10 protein-coding genes are annotated in these 14,373 nt (G+C 69.1%); 8 read left to right on the forward strand and 2 right to left on the reverse strand.

The genetic code is table 11. The annotated features are described in order from the left end of the window. Nucleotides 1–43: 43 nt before the first annotated feature. From C1I92_RS31065 to C1I92_RS31085, 6 genes are all read left to right on the forward strand, one after another. A complete protein-coding gene (locus C1I92_RS31065; protein ID WP_146605352.1) occupies nt 44–8,956 on the forward strand; it encodes a LamG-like jellyroll fold domain-containing protein in 8,913 nt (2,970 codons plus the stop codon). Next, complete coding sequence (locus C1I92_RS31070) at nt 8,953–9,231, forward strand: hypothetical protein (RefSeq protein WP_111258508.1); 279 nt, start codon at nt 8,953–8,955, stop codon at nt 9,229–9,231. The genes C1I92_RS31065 and C1I92_RS31070 overlap by 4 nt, the downstream gene beginning before the upstream one ends. A 5-nt stretch (nt 9,232–9,236) precedes the next feature. Then, nucleotides 9,237–9,710: a hypothetical protein gene (locus C1I92_RS34665; protein ID WP_199521768.1), complete on the forward strand. Its 474-nt coding sequence runs from the start codon at nt 9,237–9,239 to the stop codon at nt 9,708–9,710. Beyond that, on the forward strand, nt 9,652–10,347 hold the full coding sequence (locus C1I92_RS34670) for a polymorphic toxin-type HINT domain-containing protein (protein WP_199521769.1): 696 nt from the start codon (nt 9,652–9,654) through the stop codon (nt 10,345–10,347). Before C1I92_RS34665 ends, C1I92_RS34670 begins: the two co-directional genes overlap by 59 nt. A 310-nt stretch (nt 10,348–10,657) precedes the next feature. After that, nucleotides 10,658–11,020 (forward strand): hypothetical protein, encoded by a 363-nt coding sequence (locus tag C1I92_RS33545; protein WP_146605353.1) that lies wholly within the window; start codon nt 10,658–10,660, stop codon nt 11,018–11,020. A gap of 327 nt (nt 11,021–11,347) precedes the next feature. Beyond that, nucleotides 11,348–11,767: a MarR family winged helix-turn-helix transcriptional regulator gene (locus C1I92_RS31085; RefSeq protein WP_111258513.1), complete on the forward strand. Its 420-nt coding sequence runs from the start codon at nt 11,348–11,350 to the stop codon at nt 11,765–11,767. Between the two features lies 1 nt (nt 11,768). On the opposite strand, the gene C1I92_RS31090 is transcribed toward C1I92_RS31085, so the two are convergent. Beyond that, nucleotides 11,769–12,410 carry a LysE family translocator gene (locus C1I92_RS31090; RefSeq protein ID WP_111258509.1) on the reverse strand — a complete coding sequence of 214 codons (642 nt, stop codon included), beginning with the start codon at nt 12,408–12,410 and terminating at the stop codon, nt 11,769–11,771. A gap of 75 nt (nt 12,411–12,485) precedes the next feature. Here C1I92_RS31090 and C1I92_RS31095 point away from each other — a divergent pair, with 75 nt between their 5' ends. Continuing rightward, nucleotides 12,486–13,364, forward strand: coding sequence for a LysR family transcriptional regulator (locus C1I92_RS31095; RefSeq protein WP_111258510.1), 879 nt, complete (start codon nt 12,486–12,488; stop codon nt 13,362–13,364). On the opposite strand, the gene C1I92_RS31100 is transcribed toward C1I92_RS31095, so the two are convergent. Next, a complete protein-coding gene (locus C1I92_RS31100) occupies nt 13,280–13,948 on the reverse strand; it encodes a TetR/AcrR family transcriptional regulator (RefSeq protein WP_199521771.1) in 669 nt (222 codons plus the stop codon). The genes C1I92_RS31095 and C1I92_RS31100 overlap by 85 nt on opposite strands. Before the next feature lie 187 nt (nt 13,949–14,135). Between C1I92_RS31100 and C1I92_RS31105 the strand changes: the two genes are divergently transcribed. Further along, on the forward strand, nt 14,136–14,373 hold a 238-nt coding region (locus C1I92_RS31105), incomplete at its 3' end, for a TCP-1/cpn60 chaperonin family protein (RefSeq protein WP_325048175.1).

The raw sequence follows: 14,373 nt of genomic DNA on the forward strand, positions 1-14,373 counted from the left end.
GGGTTGGGTGGGGCGTTCGCATGTTCATGCTCGGATCCTTGGTGTGAATACAGCCGTTGTCGCGGCGCTGACAGCACTGGTCGTCGGCGGTCTCCCGGGGCCGGACCCGGCGGTGGCTGCGGAGGTCACCGCGCCGCCGGAACCGGTCCAGGGCGTGGAGGCCGAACCCGTCGATCCTGGGCCGAAGACCGGGCCGAACCTGGGTCTGCGGATCGGCGCGGCCACGGCCGCCGCGCGAGTGGAGGCCGCCGAGACCGGTGAGCGGGTCGAGGTCGAGGAGGCCCGCACCGATCGCAACACGTACTTCGTCAACCCGGACGGCACCCAGACCGCCGAGCTGTCGCCGGTGCCGGTCCGAGTCCGCGACGACGCCGGCGCCTGGCGCGACGTCGACGCGACGCTGGTCGCGCGGCCGGACGGCACTGTCGCGACGACCGCGACGCCGACCGAGGTCGTGCTGTCCGGCGGTGGCGCAGACGCGCCGCTGGTCAGCATCAGCGAGGACGGCGAGTGGGCGTCGCTGGACTGGCCGCAGCCGCTGCCCGCGCCGGTGCTCGACGGCGCCACCGCCACCTATCCCGAGGTGCTCCCCGGCGTCGACCTGGTGGTCGAGGCCGGCCTGTCCGGCTTCGGCCAGTACCTGGTCGTCAAGACCCCGGAGGCGGCGGCCAACCCCGAACTGGGCGAGCTCGAGTTCCCGATCGCGACCAGCCCGGGCCTGGAGGCCACCGCGGACGATGCCGGTGGGCTGGTGATCAACGGAGCCGACGGTGAGCCGGCCTTCACCATGCCGGCGCCGCGGATGTGGGAGTCGGCACCGCAGCCGGCGACGGTCGCCGGCACGCTGATCCGCACGGCCGGCGGCGGCGTCGACGCCGTGGCGGCCCCGGAGTCGCCGTCGGCGGATGTGATCGATCGTGGGGAGGGCGAGCAGTCGGCCGTCATGCCGATCGAGGTCACTGATGGCACCCTCACCATCACGCCGGACCAGGACCTGCTTACCGACCCTGAGACGACGTTCCCCGTGGTCATCGACCCGTCGATGTCCAAGTACCACCTGTACTGGCACATGGTCTGGTCCAACGGGCAGAAGTTCTACAACAGCGCGACCGAGGAGGCCCGCGTCGGCTACGACGGCTGGCAGGATCTCAAGCGGTCCCGGGTGTTCTACGCGATCGACTTCAGCACCCTGAGCGCCGGCCCGCAGATCCTTTCCGCGGAGTTCGCGCACCGCCAGATCCACTCGCCCAACTACGACTGTGAGCGCGCTTCCTACGGTCCGGGCGTTCAACTCTGGTTCACCGATGGCATCAGTTCCGCCGACTACTGGCCTGGCCCGACGATGCGCACGCACATCGCGACCAACTACGAGGCGCATGGCCATGAGGACTACTGCAGCAACCCGATGCGCACCGAGTGGAATGCGACCTCGATCGCCACGACAGCGGCCGCCGAGGGCTGGACCCGGTTCACACTCGGGCTGAAGTCCGCCGATGAGACCAACATGGACGGCTGGCGCCGGTACGAGAACATCACCAACACGGCCCAGACCCGCTACCCGAGCCTGACGGTGAACTACAACTGGCCGCCGGATCGGCCGACGAACCTGCACACGGAGGACCCGGACACCGCCTGTGTCGCGGGCGCCAACCGGCCCTGGATCAATGACAACACGCCGAACGCCGTGGCCACCGTCACCGAGCCGGACGGTCAACAGAACGTGAAGATGGTCGTGGACTACCGGCGCATGGTCTCCGGCGTCGACTGGTCCGAGGCTGGCCGCTCGGCCCTGACCGATCCGGGCACGATCAGCGTGCCGTTCCCCGCGTTGACGGACAGCCACTATCAGTGGCGGGCGACCGCGGCCGACGAGCCCGGCGCCTGGAGCGGCTGGTCGACGCAGACCTGCGAGTTCAGCGTGGACACCGTCCGGCCCAGTCAGGCGCCGACGATCACGTCCGCGGAGTATCCCGAGGAGCAGTGGGCCGGTGGGATCGGTCAGGCCGGCACGTTCACGTTCGGCGCCAACGGCGTCACCGACGTCGACCGGTACAAGTACTCGCTCAACAGTGACGCGCTGAACAAGAGCGTCAATCCCAACACGCTGGGCGCACCCGGCGCCGCGACGATAGCGCCCACCCAGTTCGGCCCCAACACGCTCTACGTCGCCAGCGTCGACCGGGCCGGCAACATCGGCCCCACCGCCACCTACACCTTCATGGTCGGCGGCACCGACCCGATCGCCGCCTGGCTGATGAACGAGGGCACCGGCACGACGGTCGCCGACCAGACCGGCAGCGACCACACGCTGACGCGAGCGGTGGCCGACTGGGGCACTGACTGGCGCGGCGCCGCCAGCCCGGCCAGCAGTTCGCTGGACTTCACCGCGACGGCGGGCATCGGCACCACTCAGGCTCCGGTGCTCCGCGGCGACCTCGTCGGCTACACCGCCACCGCGTGGGTCCGGCTCACCGACACCGCCGCGAACCGCACGGCGGTGAGCCAGGACGGCCAGTACGTGTCCGGGCTCCGGCTCGGCTTCTCCGGTGGCCAGTGGACCGCGATCGCTGCCCGCTCCGACGTCGCGTCCTCGCCACCGCTCACCACCGTGTCGGCCACCTCGCCGAGCGTCGCGACGAACACGTGGACCCACCTCGCGGCGGTCTACGACGCCACCGCGAAGACGTTCACGCTGTTCGTCAACGGTGACCAAGCCGGTCAGGCGACGAATGTCACGCAGACGCACCCGTTCTCCGGTCCGATGCGCATCGGCGGCGGCCAGGTCGGCGGCGCCGGTGTCGAGCCCTGGCGGGGCAGCATCGACGACGTCAGGATCTATCCCGCACCGCTCGACGCACAGAGCATCCAGCGGGTCATGAACGACTCGCAGGCGGTTCCCGACCTGCCGGAGGACATCAGCGCGCCGGACGTCCAGCGGACGGCGTCGGTGGCCGGTGACCCGGCGACACCCGGCGTGTTCCCGCCGTCGGAGCCGGTGTACCTGCCGCAGGCGGCCGCCGTGTGGCCCGCCGCCACCCAGACCACCGTCCGCGTCGCGACGGCGCCGGCGACCGTCACCGGCCTGCCCGTGACCGTCGCGGCGTCCCAGTCGCCCGGCGCGGTGCCGGTCGACACCGACCTGCAGGTGCGCAAGGTGGATCAGTCGGTGCCGGAAGCCGCCGAGCTTCCCGGCATGATGCTGCAGGTGGCGCCCGCCGTTGCGGGCACGGCGCTGACCGGTGACGTACGCATCTCCGTCGACTACTCGACGTTCAAAACCTACGGCGCCGACTACGGCTCGCGGCTGGTGCTCTACCAGATCACCCCATGCGATCCGGCCGCGAACCCGATCACGATCTGCGAGCTGACGCCGCTCGCGTCGGACAACGACATCGCGGCGAAGACCGTCGCGGCCGACGTGGCGGTCGACGGCGGCGGCTGGTTCGCCGTCGCGGCGGCATCGTCCGGTTCCACCGGCGACTACAAGGCGACGTCGCTGGCGCCGTCGTCGAGCTGGTCCGGCGGCGGCTCGTCCGGCGCGTTCACCTGGAACTATCCGCTCCGTGTGCCGCCGACCGCCGGCGGGCTCAACCCGCAGCTCTCCATCGACTACTCCTCCGCGTCGGTCGACGGCCGGGTCAGCTCGACGAACAACCAGGCCTCGTGGATCGGCGAGGGCCACACCCTCGACCCCGGGTTCATCGAGCGGCGGTACGCCGCCTGCGCCGACGACATGGGCACGGGCGCGAACAACACCCGCAAGACCGGGGACCTGTGCTGGAAGACCGACTCGGTCTTCATGTCGCTCAACGGGTCGTCGACGGAGATGATCCTCGACGACGACGGCGTGACCTGGCGTCCGCTCAACGACGACGGCTCCCGGATCGAGCACCTGACCGGCGCCGCCAACGGCGACAACGACGGCGAGCACTGGCGCGTCACCACGACCGACGGCACGCAGTACTACTTCGGTCTGCACCAGCGGAACGCCGCCGACACCGAGCCGACCAACTCGACGTTCACCGTGCCCGTCGCCGGCAACCACACCGGCGAGCCGTGCCGGGCGACCGCGTTCGCCGACTCGTTCTGCCAGCAGGCGTGGCGGTGGAACCTCGACTACGTCGTCGACACCGACGGCAACACGATCACCTACACCTACGTCAAGGAGAGCAACCGCTACGGCCAGAACCTCGACGACGTCTCGGTGGCCTACACCCGCGGCGGCTACCTGCGGATGATCGAGTACGGCGAGCGGCTGGGTTCCTCGCACACGTCGACCGCTCCGGCCCGGGTCCTCTTCGACACGAGGGAACGGTGCACCCCGACGTCCACCATCGAATGCACCGAGGCGGAGCTGACCAAGTCGACCGCCCACGCGTGGCCGGACGTGCCGTTCGACCAGCTGTGCCAGTCGTCGTCGACCTGCACCACCCGGGTCTCGCCGACCTTCTTCAGTCGCAAAGAGCTGGCCACCATCACCACCGAAGTGCTCTCGGGCGGCAGCTATGTTCCGGCGGATCGGTGGCAGCTCGGGCACCAGTTCCCTCCCAGCGGCGACGGCTCGGCACCGGCTCTCTGGCTGAGCCGGATCACCCACACGGGCCTGGCCGGCGGCACCATCGGGCTGCCCTCCGTCGTGTTCGAAGGCGCGAACATGCCCAACCGGGTCGACGGCATCGACAACGCACCGCCGTTCAACAAGTGGCGGGTGCGGGCCATCCGGAACGAGATGGGCGGCCGTCTCTCGGTCAACTACACCCCGCAGGAGTGCACGCCGGCGAACCGGCCGAGCGCGCCCGAGTCGAACTCGATGAACTGCTTCCCGGTCTTCTACACGCCCGAGGGCGCGAGTGAACCGGAACTGCACTGGTTCCACAAGTATCTGGTCAGCTCCGTCGTGGCCGACGACACGTTCCACAGCGGCCTCGCCCAGGAGACCCACTACAGCTACCAGGGCGAGCCGGCCTGGGCGTACCAGGACAGCGAACTGGTCCCGGAGGACCAGCGCACCTGGGGTGAGTGGCGCGGTTACGGCACCGTCGTCACCACCGTCGGCGCCGGCGAGCTGAACCGTAAGCCGATCAAGACCTCCACCCTGTACATGCGCGGCATGGACGGTGACCACCTGCCCAGCGGGTCCCGCGACGTCGACGTCGTCGACTCCGAGGGCACGCCGATCGCGGACCACGAGCGGCTGGCCGGGTTCGTCCGCGAGACGATCAGCTACGACGGCGAGCAGGTCGTCTCCAAGGCGATCCACGACCCGTACATCTCCGCAGCTACCGCCTCCGATGGCACGGACACCGCGCACATCGTCGACCTGCGGCGCACGCGGACGTTCACGACGAAGCTGCCGAGCCTGGAATGGCGCACGACCGACGTCGTCCACAGCTACGACGCGTACGGGCTGCGCACCCAGACCGACGACCGCGGCGACACGTCGACAACGTCAGACGACCTGTGCACCCGGACGACGTACGCGCGCAACACGTCCGCGCACATCCTCGACCGCCCGTCCCGCGTCGAGACGGTGTCCGTTGAGTGCGCGACGACACCGACCCGGCCCGGTCACGTCGTGATCGACCAGCGGTTCGGCTATGACGGCGGCGCCGTGGGCACCGCGCCGACGCGTGGCAACGTGACGTTGACCGAGGAGTTGGACTCGTGGAGCTCCGGCCCGGTCTACGTGCAGGCCGGTTCGGGCACGTACGACGCGTATGGCCGGCCGACGTCGTCGACCGACGCGCTGAACCGGACGACGACGATGGCCTACACGAACGTCTCGACCGGGCTCACCCAGAAGATCACCACGACGAACCCGGCCGGGCACGTGTCCACCACGACGATGACGACCTACCGTGGCAACCCCACCACCGTCGTCGACGCCAACAACCGCACGACCTCGCTCCAGTGGGACGCGCTCGGCCGGCTGCTGAAGGTGTGGGGGACCGACCGCACGACCAGCCAGACGCCGACGACGGAGTACGTCTACACGGTGAGTGTCACCGCGGCCAGCTCAGTCGCAACGAAGACGCTGTTGCCGACGGGCGCTCAGGCGATCGGCTACGAGCTGTTCGACGGCTTCGGGCGCATCCTGCAGACGCAGACGCCGTCGGCCAGCGAGGCCGAGCAGGGTCGGCTGCTCGTCGACACCGAGTACGACTCGCGCGGTCTTGCGATCGAGGTCAACGGGCCGTACTACAACGACACGGCGCCGTCGGCCACGCGGTTCCTGCCAACGGACACGCTGCCGGCGAGCACCCGCACCACGTACGACGGCGCCGGGCGCGAGACCGTCTCTGCGTTCCACGAAAACAGCACCGAACTGTGGCGCACCACCACCACGTACCGCGGCGACCACACTCTGGTCGACCCGCCGACGGGCGACACACCGACCGCAGTGTTCCATGACGCGCGCGGCCGGACGGAGCGGCTGCTGCAGTACCACGGCAGCTCGCCCAGTGGCGCGAACGATGCCACTCGGTACACCTACACGCCGGCCGGTCAGCTGGCGTCGGTCACCGACCAGGCCGGCAACGTCTGGTCCTACGAGTACGACCTGCGCGGCCGGCAGATCGAGAAGACCGACCCCGACACCGGCACCACGCAGCTCACCTACGACGACGCCGGCCAGCTGCTGACCACGACCGACGCCGAGAACCGCACGCTCGCCTCCACGTACGACCTGCTGGGGCGGAAGACGTCGACCCGGCAGGGCTCGGTCACGGGCACGGTCCTGTCGGAGTGGACGTACGACACGCTCCTGCTCGGTCAGCTCACGTCGTCGACCCGGCGTGAGGGCACGGCCGCCTACATGACCGCCGTCACCGGCTACGACACGGCGTACCGGCCGCTCGGCACCCGGGTCACCATTCCGTCCGCCGAGGGGACGCTCCTCGACGGCAGCTACACGTTCACCACCACCTACAACCCGGATGGTTCCGTCGCGACGACGACGATGCCGGCGATCGGCGGCCTGCCCGCCGAGACGCTGCAGCACCGGTACGAGGCGACCGGCGCCGAGGACTGGATGTACGGCTACAACACCTACGCCGTCGACACGATCTGGTCGCCGTACGGTGAGATCCTGCGCCGTGGCCAGGGCCAGTACGGCACTGCGTCGTGGCAGACCAACCAGTACGAGACCGGTACCCGGCGGCTGATCCGCTCGCGCATCGACCGTGAGGACCAGTCGGTCTACTCCGACCTGCGCTACGGCTACGACGACGCCGGCAACGTCACCCGGATCGCCGACCAGCCGGCCGGCGGCACCGCCGACATCCAGTGTTTCAAGTACGACTATCTCCGGCGGCTGACCAAGGCGTTCACGGCCACCGACACCGGCTGCGGGACGGTTGACCTGCCACCGGCCACCGGCACGTCGAGCAAGTACCAGCAGGATTACACCTACGACCTGACCGGCAACCGGACCTCGCTCACCCGCACCAAGCTCTCCTCTACCGGAACGCCGATCCCGACCACGACGACCTACGCCTACCCGGCGCCAGGCTCGCCGCAGCCGCACACCCTGACGTCGGCCACCACCGGCTCGACCACGACCTCGTACACCTACGACGACACCGGCAACACCCTCACCGCTGGCGCCAAGACCTACACCTGGGACGTCGAGGGGCGGGTCAAGACCGCGAGCACTTCCGCGGGCGCCTCCTCCTTCATCTACACCGCCGACGGCGACCGGCTGGTCCGCCGCGATCCGGCCACGGTCACGATCTACCTGCCCGGTCACGAGCTGGAGTTGGCCACCGCCACCAACACCGTGTCGGCTCGGCGCTACTACTCCTTCGCGGGCCAGACCATCTCCGTCCGCAGCCCGGCGGGTGGGCTTCAGGACCTCTTCGCCGACCACAACGGCACGGCCGACACTGCGATCGACGCCGATGCCGCCTCGGTGAAGAACAAGGATCGCGACCCGTTCGGCAACTACCGCGGCAGCACTGCATCGGTGGCCAGTTATCCCACCGACCGCGGCTTCCACACCGGTATCGAGGACGACGCCACCGGCCTGATCCAGATGGGCGCTCGCGCCTACGACCCGACGATCGGCCGCTTCCTGTCCGTCGACCCGATCATCGACCACACGATGCCGCAACAGATGAACGGGTACGCCTACGCCAACAACAGCCCCATCACGAACAGCGACCCCACCGGCCTCATTCCTTATCAGCAGATCGATCAACCGGGTGGGTCAAACACCGTAGCGGGAAACCCGCCTGGCTGGAATGTGGGATTCCTCCAGAAGCCACCGCCCGCCCAGGGTCTGCAAAGCGGCCACACGAACTACGGTCCGGGCGCCGGCGGCTACGGAGTCGCGCCCGTCGAGAGGACCTATGGGGGACCGAGAACACCCGCCACAAACTACTTGCCCCTCGAACAAGCAATCGCCCAGGCCAGGAGCAGGCCGACCGGCGGTTTCCTCGAATCGCTCGGACCCATCGGATGGCTGTTCGGAGCGGAAGATTTCGTCGACTGCTTCGGCGACGGCGACTGGGGTGCATGTGGCTGGGCACTCAGCAATTTCGTCCCGGGCGGCACCATCGCGCGAACTGTCGCCCGGACCACCAACCACGTCGTCGACGCGGCCCGAGCCGCCGACGACGTCGTCGAAGAAGCCGCAAACGGCGGTGAGCGCCTGCTGTGGACGTCGTGGCAAAACTACCCGAAGGTCACACAAGGAGGTCGCGAGTACGCCCAGATCGGTGATCGCCTGTACAGTCACCACGCTGTGGACAGACTTCAGCCCAGCGGCCCCGGCGCGCCGGGCGGCGCAACCGGGGCAGGCCGGAGCATCTCGCCCAACTTTGTAGAAGACGTCCTCGGCAGCACCAAGGGTGTGCCCGTCAAGGGGCCCAACGGCGAGGCCCGGCTGTCCTTCACCAGTGGCACGGTGCAGGTCATAACCGAGAACAACATCGTCATCACGGTGATCACACGATGACCGTCAACGACAACAACCGCGGCATCCTCGGCAGGCTCCGGCAAGCCATCGAAGCCTTCCATTCAGGTGAGATCGGGATGGACGACGCGCAAGCCATGCTCCGATCCAGCGCTGACTTGCTTGAGAACGACGGCAGCGGAGCCACCGAGCTAGTGCGGCTGGCTGAGGCTGACATCGAGGAGATCCGGTTCACTCGGCTCCTCGACGAGCAACGGCCAGCAGTCGCATTCCGACTCGATGCGCTGCTCGAATCCCTGGGAGGCGAAGCCTCTTGACGTGGATGCGCATCGCGCTGCGAGCAGTGCTCGCAATCGTGATGGCGACGCTCGTGGTCGCGGCCTCGGCCGCCCACGGCAGTTTGACCGGGGCCGGGACCGTCCACGTCTACACCTACGACAACGTCGGTGCGCCCGGCGCATGCCACGACAGCACCCCCGAGCGAGGTCCACCGACGGCGCACGATCACCTCGCCGCTCAGCGCGCCGTCGATTTTCGGTCGAACGGCGCGTCGGCATGCCCAGAGCCCACCACGACGTACGGCTACGACGCCCCCTTGCAGCTCGTGCAATTCGACAACGTCAGGACCACAACCGCGGCGCTGGGTAGCGCGAGCGAGTTGGGCCTTCGCGTTGTTCCAAGCGCGATGGTTGCCGCAAAGACAGCAGACGATTGGCCGGTCCTGAGTGGCATCGTGCGTGACGCTGCGAAGGGCAGACGGGACGCGGAGGGCCATCCAGGACATCGAGGTCGGTGACGAGGTCCTCGCCACCGATCCGGAGACCGGCGAGCAGGCCGCCCAGGCCGTCACACACGTGTGGGTCCACGAGGACACCCTCGTCGACCTGGAGGTCGATGGCACCGCCATCACCACCACCGAGGACCACCCGTTCTGGAACGCTAGCGAGCAGGAGTTCCAGGACGCCGCCGCCATCGACGCCGGCGACTCCGTCCTCACCGCCGACGGCCGCCTCCTCACCGTCAACGGCATCGACGAGACGTCCGGCTACGACGATCTGGCTTACAACCTCACCATCACCGACATCCACACGTACCATGTCAGTCAGAGTGATGTTCTCGTCCACAACATGTGCGGTACGCCGGCACCGAATCTCACGCCAGAAGGAGCTGGGCGTTCGGGAGCATTCAATCAAGCAAAACGAGACTCAGGAGTTCCCACCAGCATGAGCCCGTCTCGAGTCCTGCCTAACGTGAATAAGCGCGACAAGGTTCAGCCTGGCAGAAGGTACGAATGGGATCTCCCCTCGGCGGGTGGTGGCACGAGGACGGTTGTGATTCGCGATGACTCCAAGGGCCACTTCTGGGGGCCCGGCAACTCGCAAAATCGGGGTCCCCACTTCAATACGCAAGACGGGGGACACTATGACTACTAGGTCGTGCTCAGTTACAATTGAGGGTGCTTTCGATTGGCCGAGTTTCCTAGGGGTCGACGTCGCAGAGCTGGTCGTCATCTCAGGCGAGTGCCGGACTGAACCAGGTGAGTCCCTGGCGGATGCCTCCAAGCGGTCCGCAGCCGCGATTGTCGACCTCCTCATGTCAACTGAGTCCAACTGGGAATGGTCACTCATCGGCGTATCTCGTCAAGAACAGCTCAGTCGTCTAGGGCAGCACTTGGCCCGGAGAGATCGTTATTGGGGGAGACTGGAACGGGCTGGAGTCTCGCTACCGCCTGGGACGCGCAGAGTGTGGGAACTCGCCGGGTCCTCGACACGCTTTGTCGGCGAGATTCTGGTTCAGACGCGGCACTTGGGCATGGCGCTCGATGTGACCCGGACGAACGACACGATTTGCCTTGGGTTTCGGCGCGGAGACGACCACGAAGAAACCCTGCATAGACTCGCTTCATTTCGCGATGCCGACGAGTCTCAAGTTGAGCGGACGACCATTCTTCGGGCTGCCGTGCAATCGATTCAGATAGGGCAGCTCATCGCTCGATCCTTCGGCGAGTTCGATGATACGCGCGCCTCGACAGACCTGTTCGGTGATAGAAGCGCCACGCGCGCTCTCTGGAAGGAACTACCTGCTGGCGCCGATGAGAATGACTGAACAGAACGGCGCGTCAGTAGCCGGGTCCGCAGGCAGGCCAAGAACGGGCGTCTGTGGCGCCGGACAATGAGGCCTTCTCTCAGCTCAGTTCCGGGGCGGCGCAGCCTCGGACCGTCAACGTCGTCGCGGGCGCACAGGACGGACTTACGAGGCGAAGTTCGTGGTATCTCTTGATCTTGCCCTTGCCGCGATCGACTTTTCGTCGCCTATCGGAGTCCTTTCCTGAGCTGAACTCGGCCGAGACTTAAGCCCTTCGGTCGGCCTCGCGCCCACGCCGTTGGTAGTTTCGGTCTCGTGCAGCCCGACGACCGCCGCGACTTGGCCGCGATGATGTACCCCGTGGTGCGAGCGTTGCTCGCGGTCGAGCAGCCGGTGCTCGACGAGCACGGGGTGACGATGTGGGGGTACTCGGTGCTGGCCGCGCTGGACCGGACGCCGATCCGGACGCAGGCCGCGCTGGCCGACGCCATCGGCGCGGACAAGACGCGGATCATCGCGACGCTCGACGAGTTGCAGGAGGGCGGGCTGATCTCGCGAACGCCCGATCCGGACGACCGGCGGGTGCGGCTGCTGGCCATCACCGCCGACGGGCGGCGGGTGCGGCGGGCGATCACCGCGGGCATCCGCGCCCGGGAGGAGCGGCTGCTGGCCACCCTCCCGGACAAGGACCGTGCGGGCTTCGTCCGGGCCCTGACGGCGCTGTCGGCGCTGCCGCCCGGGGCGATCGAGGAGCTCGCCGGGGAGTAGCTCAGTGGTTCGCCGCGGTCGCCAGCCGGACGGCCACCGCGGCCAGCAGCACGCCGGTCACCTGCTCGATCCGCGCCGTCACCGAGGGGCGGCGCAGCCAGCGGCCGAGCCGGTCCACGGCCGCGACGTAGAGGCCGAACCAGGCGAGGTAGAGCAGCGCGAAAACGCCGGAGAAGAGCAGCGCCTCGGCCCGCGCCGACGCCACCCCGCCGGACAGGAACTGCGGCAGGAACGTGACGAAGAACAGCGCGACCTTCGGGTTCAGCGCGTTCGACAGGAAGCCCTGACGCAGGTACGCCCAGCGCCGCGGCGCCGCCACCAGCGCGCCGCCGCTGCCGCCCGCGTCGGCCGACGCCCCGGAGCGCCGCGTCCGCGCCGCCGACCGCAGCAACTGAACGGCCAGCCAGAGCAGGTACGCCGCGCCGGCGATCTTCAGCACGGTGAACGCCGTGGCCGACGCGAGCAGCAGCGCCGACAGCCCGACCGCGGCGGCGCCCGCGTGCACCGTCAGGCCGAGGACGCCGCCGACCATCGTCAGCAGCCCGCCGGCGCGGCCGCCGACCAGCGCGTTGCGGGTGATGAGGGCCTGGTCGGGGCCCGGCATCATGATCAGCACGAGTGCGGCGAGGGCGAAGGTTGTCATGCTTCACAGCGTGCTCCACCAGGACAGATAGGTCCAATGCCAGTTATGGAAGGAACCCATGACTAGACTCTATGAATGGTCAGTCTGGTGCAGCTACGCATCCTCGACGCGGTCAATCGGTGCGGCTCGGTGACCGTGGCGGCACGCGAGCTGCACTACACACAGCCCTCGCTCAGCCATCACCTCGCCCGGCTCGAGGCGGAGACGGGCGCCCGGCTGCTGCAGCGCGTCGGCCGTGGCGTCCGGCTGACGGAGGCGGGCCGGCTGCTGGCCGAGCGCGCCGCCGAGATCGTCGGCCGGGTCGACTCCGCGGCGGCCGAGCTGTCGACGCTGGTCGGGCTGCGGGCAGGGCGGGTCCGGCTGGCCGGCTTCGGCTCGGTGATGAGCACGCTGGTCCCGCGGGCCGCCGCCGTGCTCGCGGAGCGGCATCCGGGTGTCGAGCTGGGACTCACCGACACCCACCCCGAGGACGCGCTACGGCTGCTGCGCTCCGGGCACGTCGACGTCGCGGTGATCTTCCGCTACGACGAGACCGCGCCCGAGGAGGACGGGGTCCGGCTGCGGCACCTGCTCGACGACCCGCTGCACCTGGTGACCAACGGGGCCGGCGGCACGCTCGCCGACCACCGCGACGCCACCTGGATCGGCGGCTGCGAGCGCTGCCGCACCCACCTCGTCGAGCTGTGCGAGCAGGCCGGCTTCACCCCGCGGCTGAGGTCGACGACCGACGACATGGTCGTGATGCAGAGCCTGGTCGCCGCCGGCCTCGGCGTGACGACGATCCCGGGCCTCGCGCTGCGGGCGCACCGCGACCCCGCGGTCACCGTCGCGCCGCTCGCCGTGCCGCCACGGCGGATCTTCGCCGCCACCTACGGCGACCCGCCCGACCCGCCGGCGACGGCGGCGCTGCTGGCCGCGCTCGCCGAGGCGGCTCGCAGCGCCGGCGCGACGTAGGCGAGCGCCGCGCGCAGCAGCTCGTCCAGCCGCCCGCGCGGCACGACCAGCGGGCCGCGCGGGCGGTCGTCATCGGGCCGGGTCCACCGCTCGACGGCGACCCGGGCCGCCGCCGAGACCGCGGCGGCGAGCACCTCCGGACGCAGCGAGTCGTCGTCGCCGGTGCGGTCCGCGATCGCCGCGGCCAGCGGCCGGTCGAGCGCACCGGCGGCCTCGACGTACTCCGCCCGCAGCCGCGGCGCCGACGTGATCAGCGGCAGCGGGTCGCCCTCGGTGGCGTACTGCTCGACGACGGCCTCGATGACGGCGACGTCCAGCGGCTCGCCGGCCGGCCGGGCCCGCACCGCCGCCGCGATGCGCAGCGCCCGTTCCGCCGTGACGGCCGCGACGATGGCCTGCTCGCGACTGGCGAAGTAGTTGTTGTACGTGCGCGGCGAGACCCCGGCCGCCGCGGCGATGTCGTCGACCCGCACGTTCTCGGGCCCGTGCTCCTGGGCCAGCCGCAGCGCGGCCGCGCTGAGCGCCGCCCGGGTGGCGGCCTTCTTCCGCTCCCGCAACCCGCCGCTCTGGTCATCGTGAGGCACGCCCCCATCCTAGAGGCAAAAAATTGCGCACACGAAAACTTGCGTGCACGCAAGTCTGTTGCCAGACTGCTGTTGGCACTCATGGCATGGGAGTGCCAATGCGGGTGCGCGGCACCGGCGCAGGACTCAGGTTCGTCGCGGGCGCCGGTGTCGTGCACCGCTTCATACGGAGAAAGGGACCGAACAGATGGCACGGATGATCGCGTTCGACGAGGTGGCGCGGCGTGGCCTCGAGCGTGGCATGAACTCTCTTGCTGACGCCGTCAGGGTCACGCTTGGCCCGAAGGGCCGCAACGTCGTGTTGGAGAAGAAGTGGGGTGCCCCCACGATCACCAACGACGGTGTGTCGATCGCCAAGGAGATCGAGCTCGAGGACCCGTGGGAGAAGATCGGGGCCGAGCTGGTCAAGGAGGTCGCGAAGAAGA

It is taken from the genome of Jiangella anatolica, from assembly GCF_003236295.1.
Classification (GTDB): Bacteria; Actinomycetota; Actinomycetes; order Jiangellales; family Jiangellaceae; genus Jiangella; species Jiangella anatolica.

Excerpts from the sequence above, each read along its gene's own strand:
- C1I92_RS31095 (WP_111258510.1), top strand. The coding sequence starts at position 12,486 with ATGGTCAGTCTGGTGCAGCTACGCATCCTCGACGCGGTCAATCGGTGC.
- C1I92_RS34665 (WP_199521768.1), top strand. The coding sequence starts at position 9,237 with ATGCGCATCGCGCTGCGAGCAGTGCTCGCAATCGTGATGGCGACGCTC.
- C1I92_RS31090 (WP_111258509.1), bottom strand. The coding sequence starts at position 12,410 with ATGACAACCTTCGCCCTCGCCGCACTCGTGCTGATCATGATGCCGGGC.
- C1I92_RS31070 (WP_111258508.1), top strand. The coding sequence starts at position 8,953 with ATGACCGTCAACGACAACAACCGCGGCATCCTCGGCAGGCTCCGGCAA.
- C1I92_RS31085 (WP_111258513.1), top strand. The coding sequence starts at position 11,348 with ATGATGTACCCCGTGGTGCGAGCGTTGCTCGCGGTCGAGCAGCCGGTG.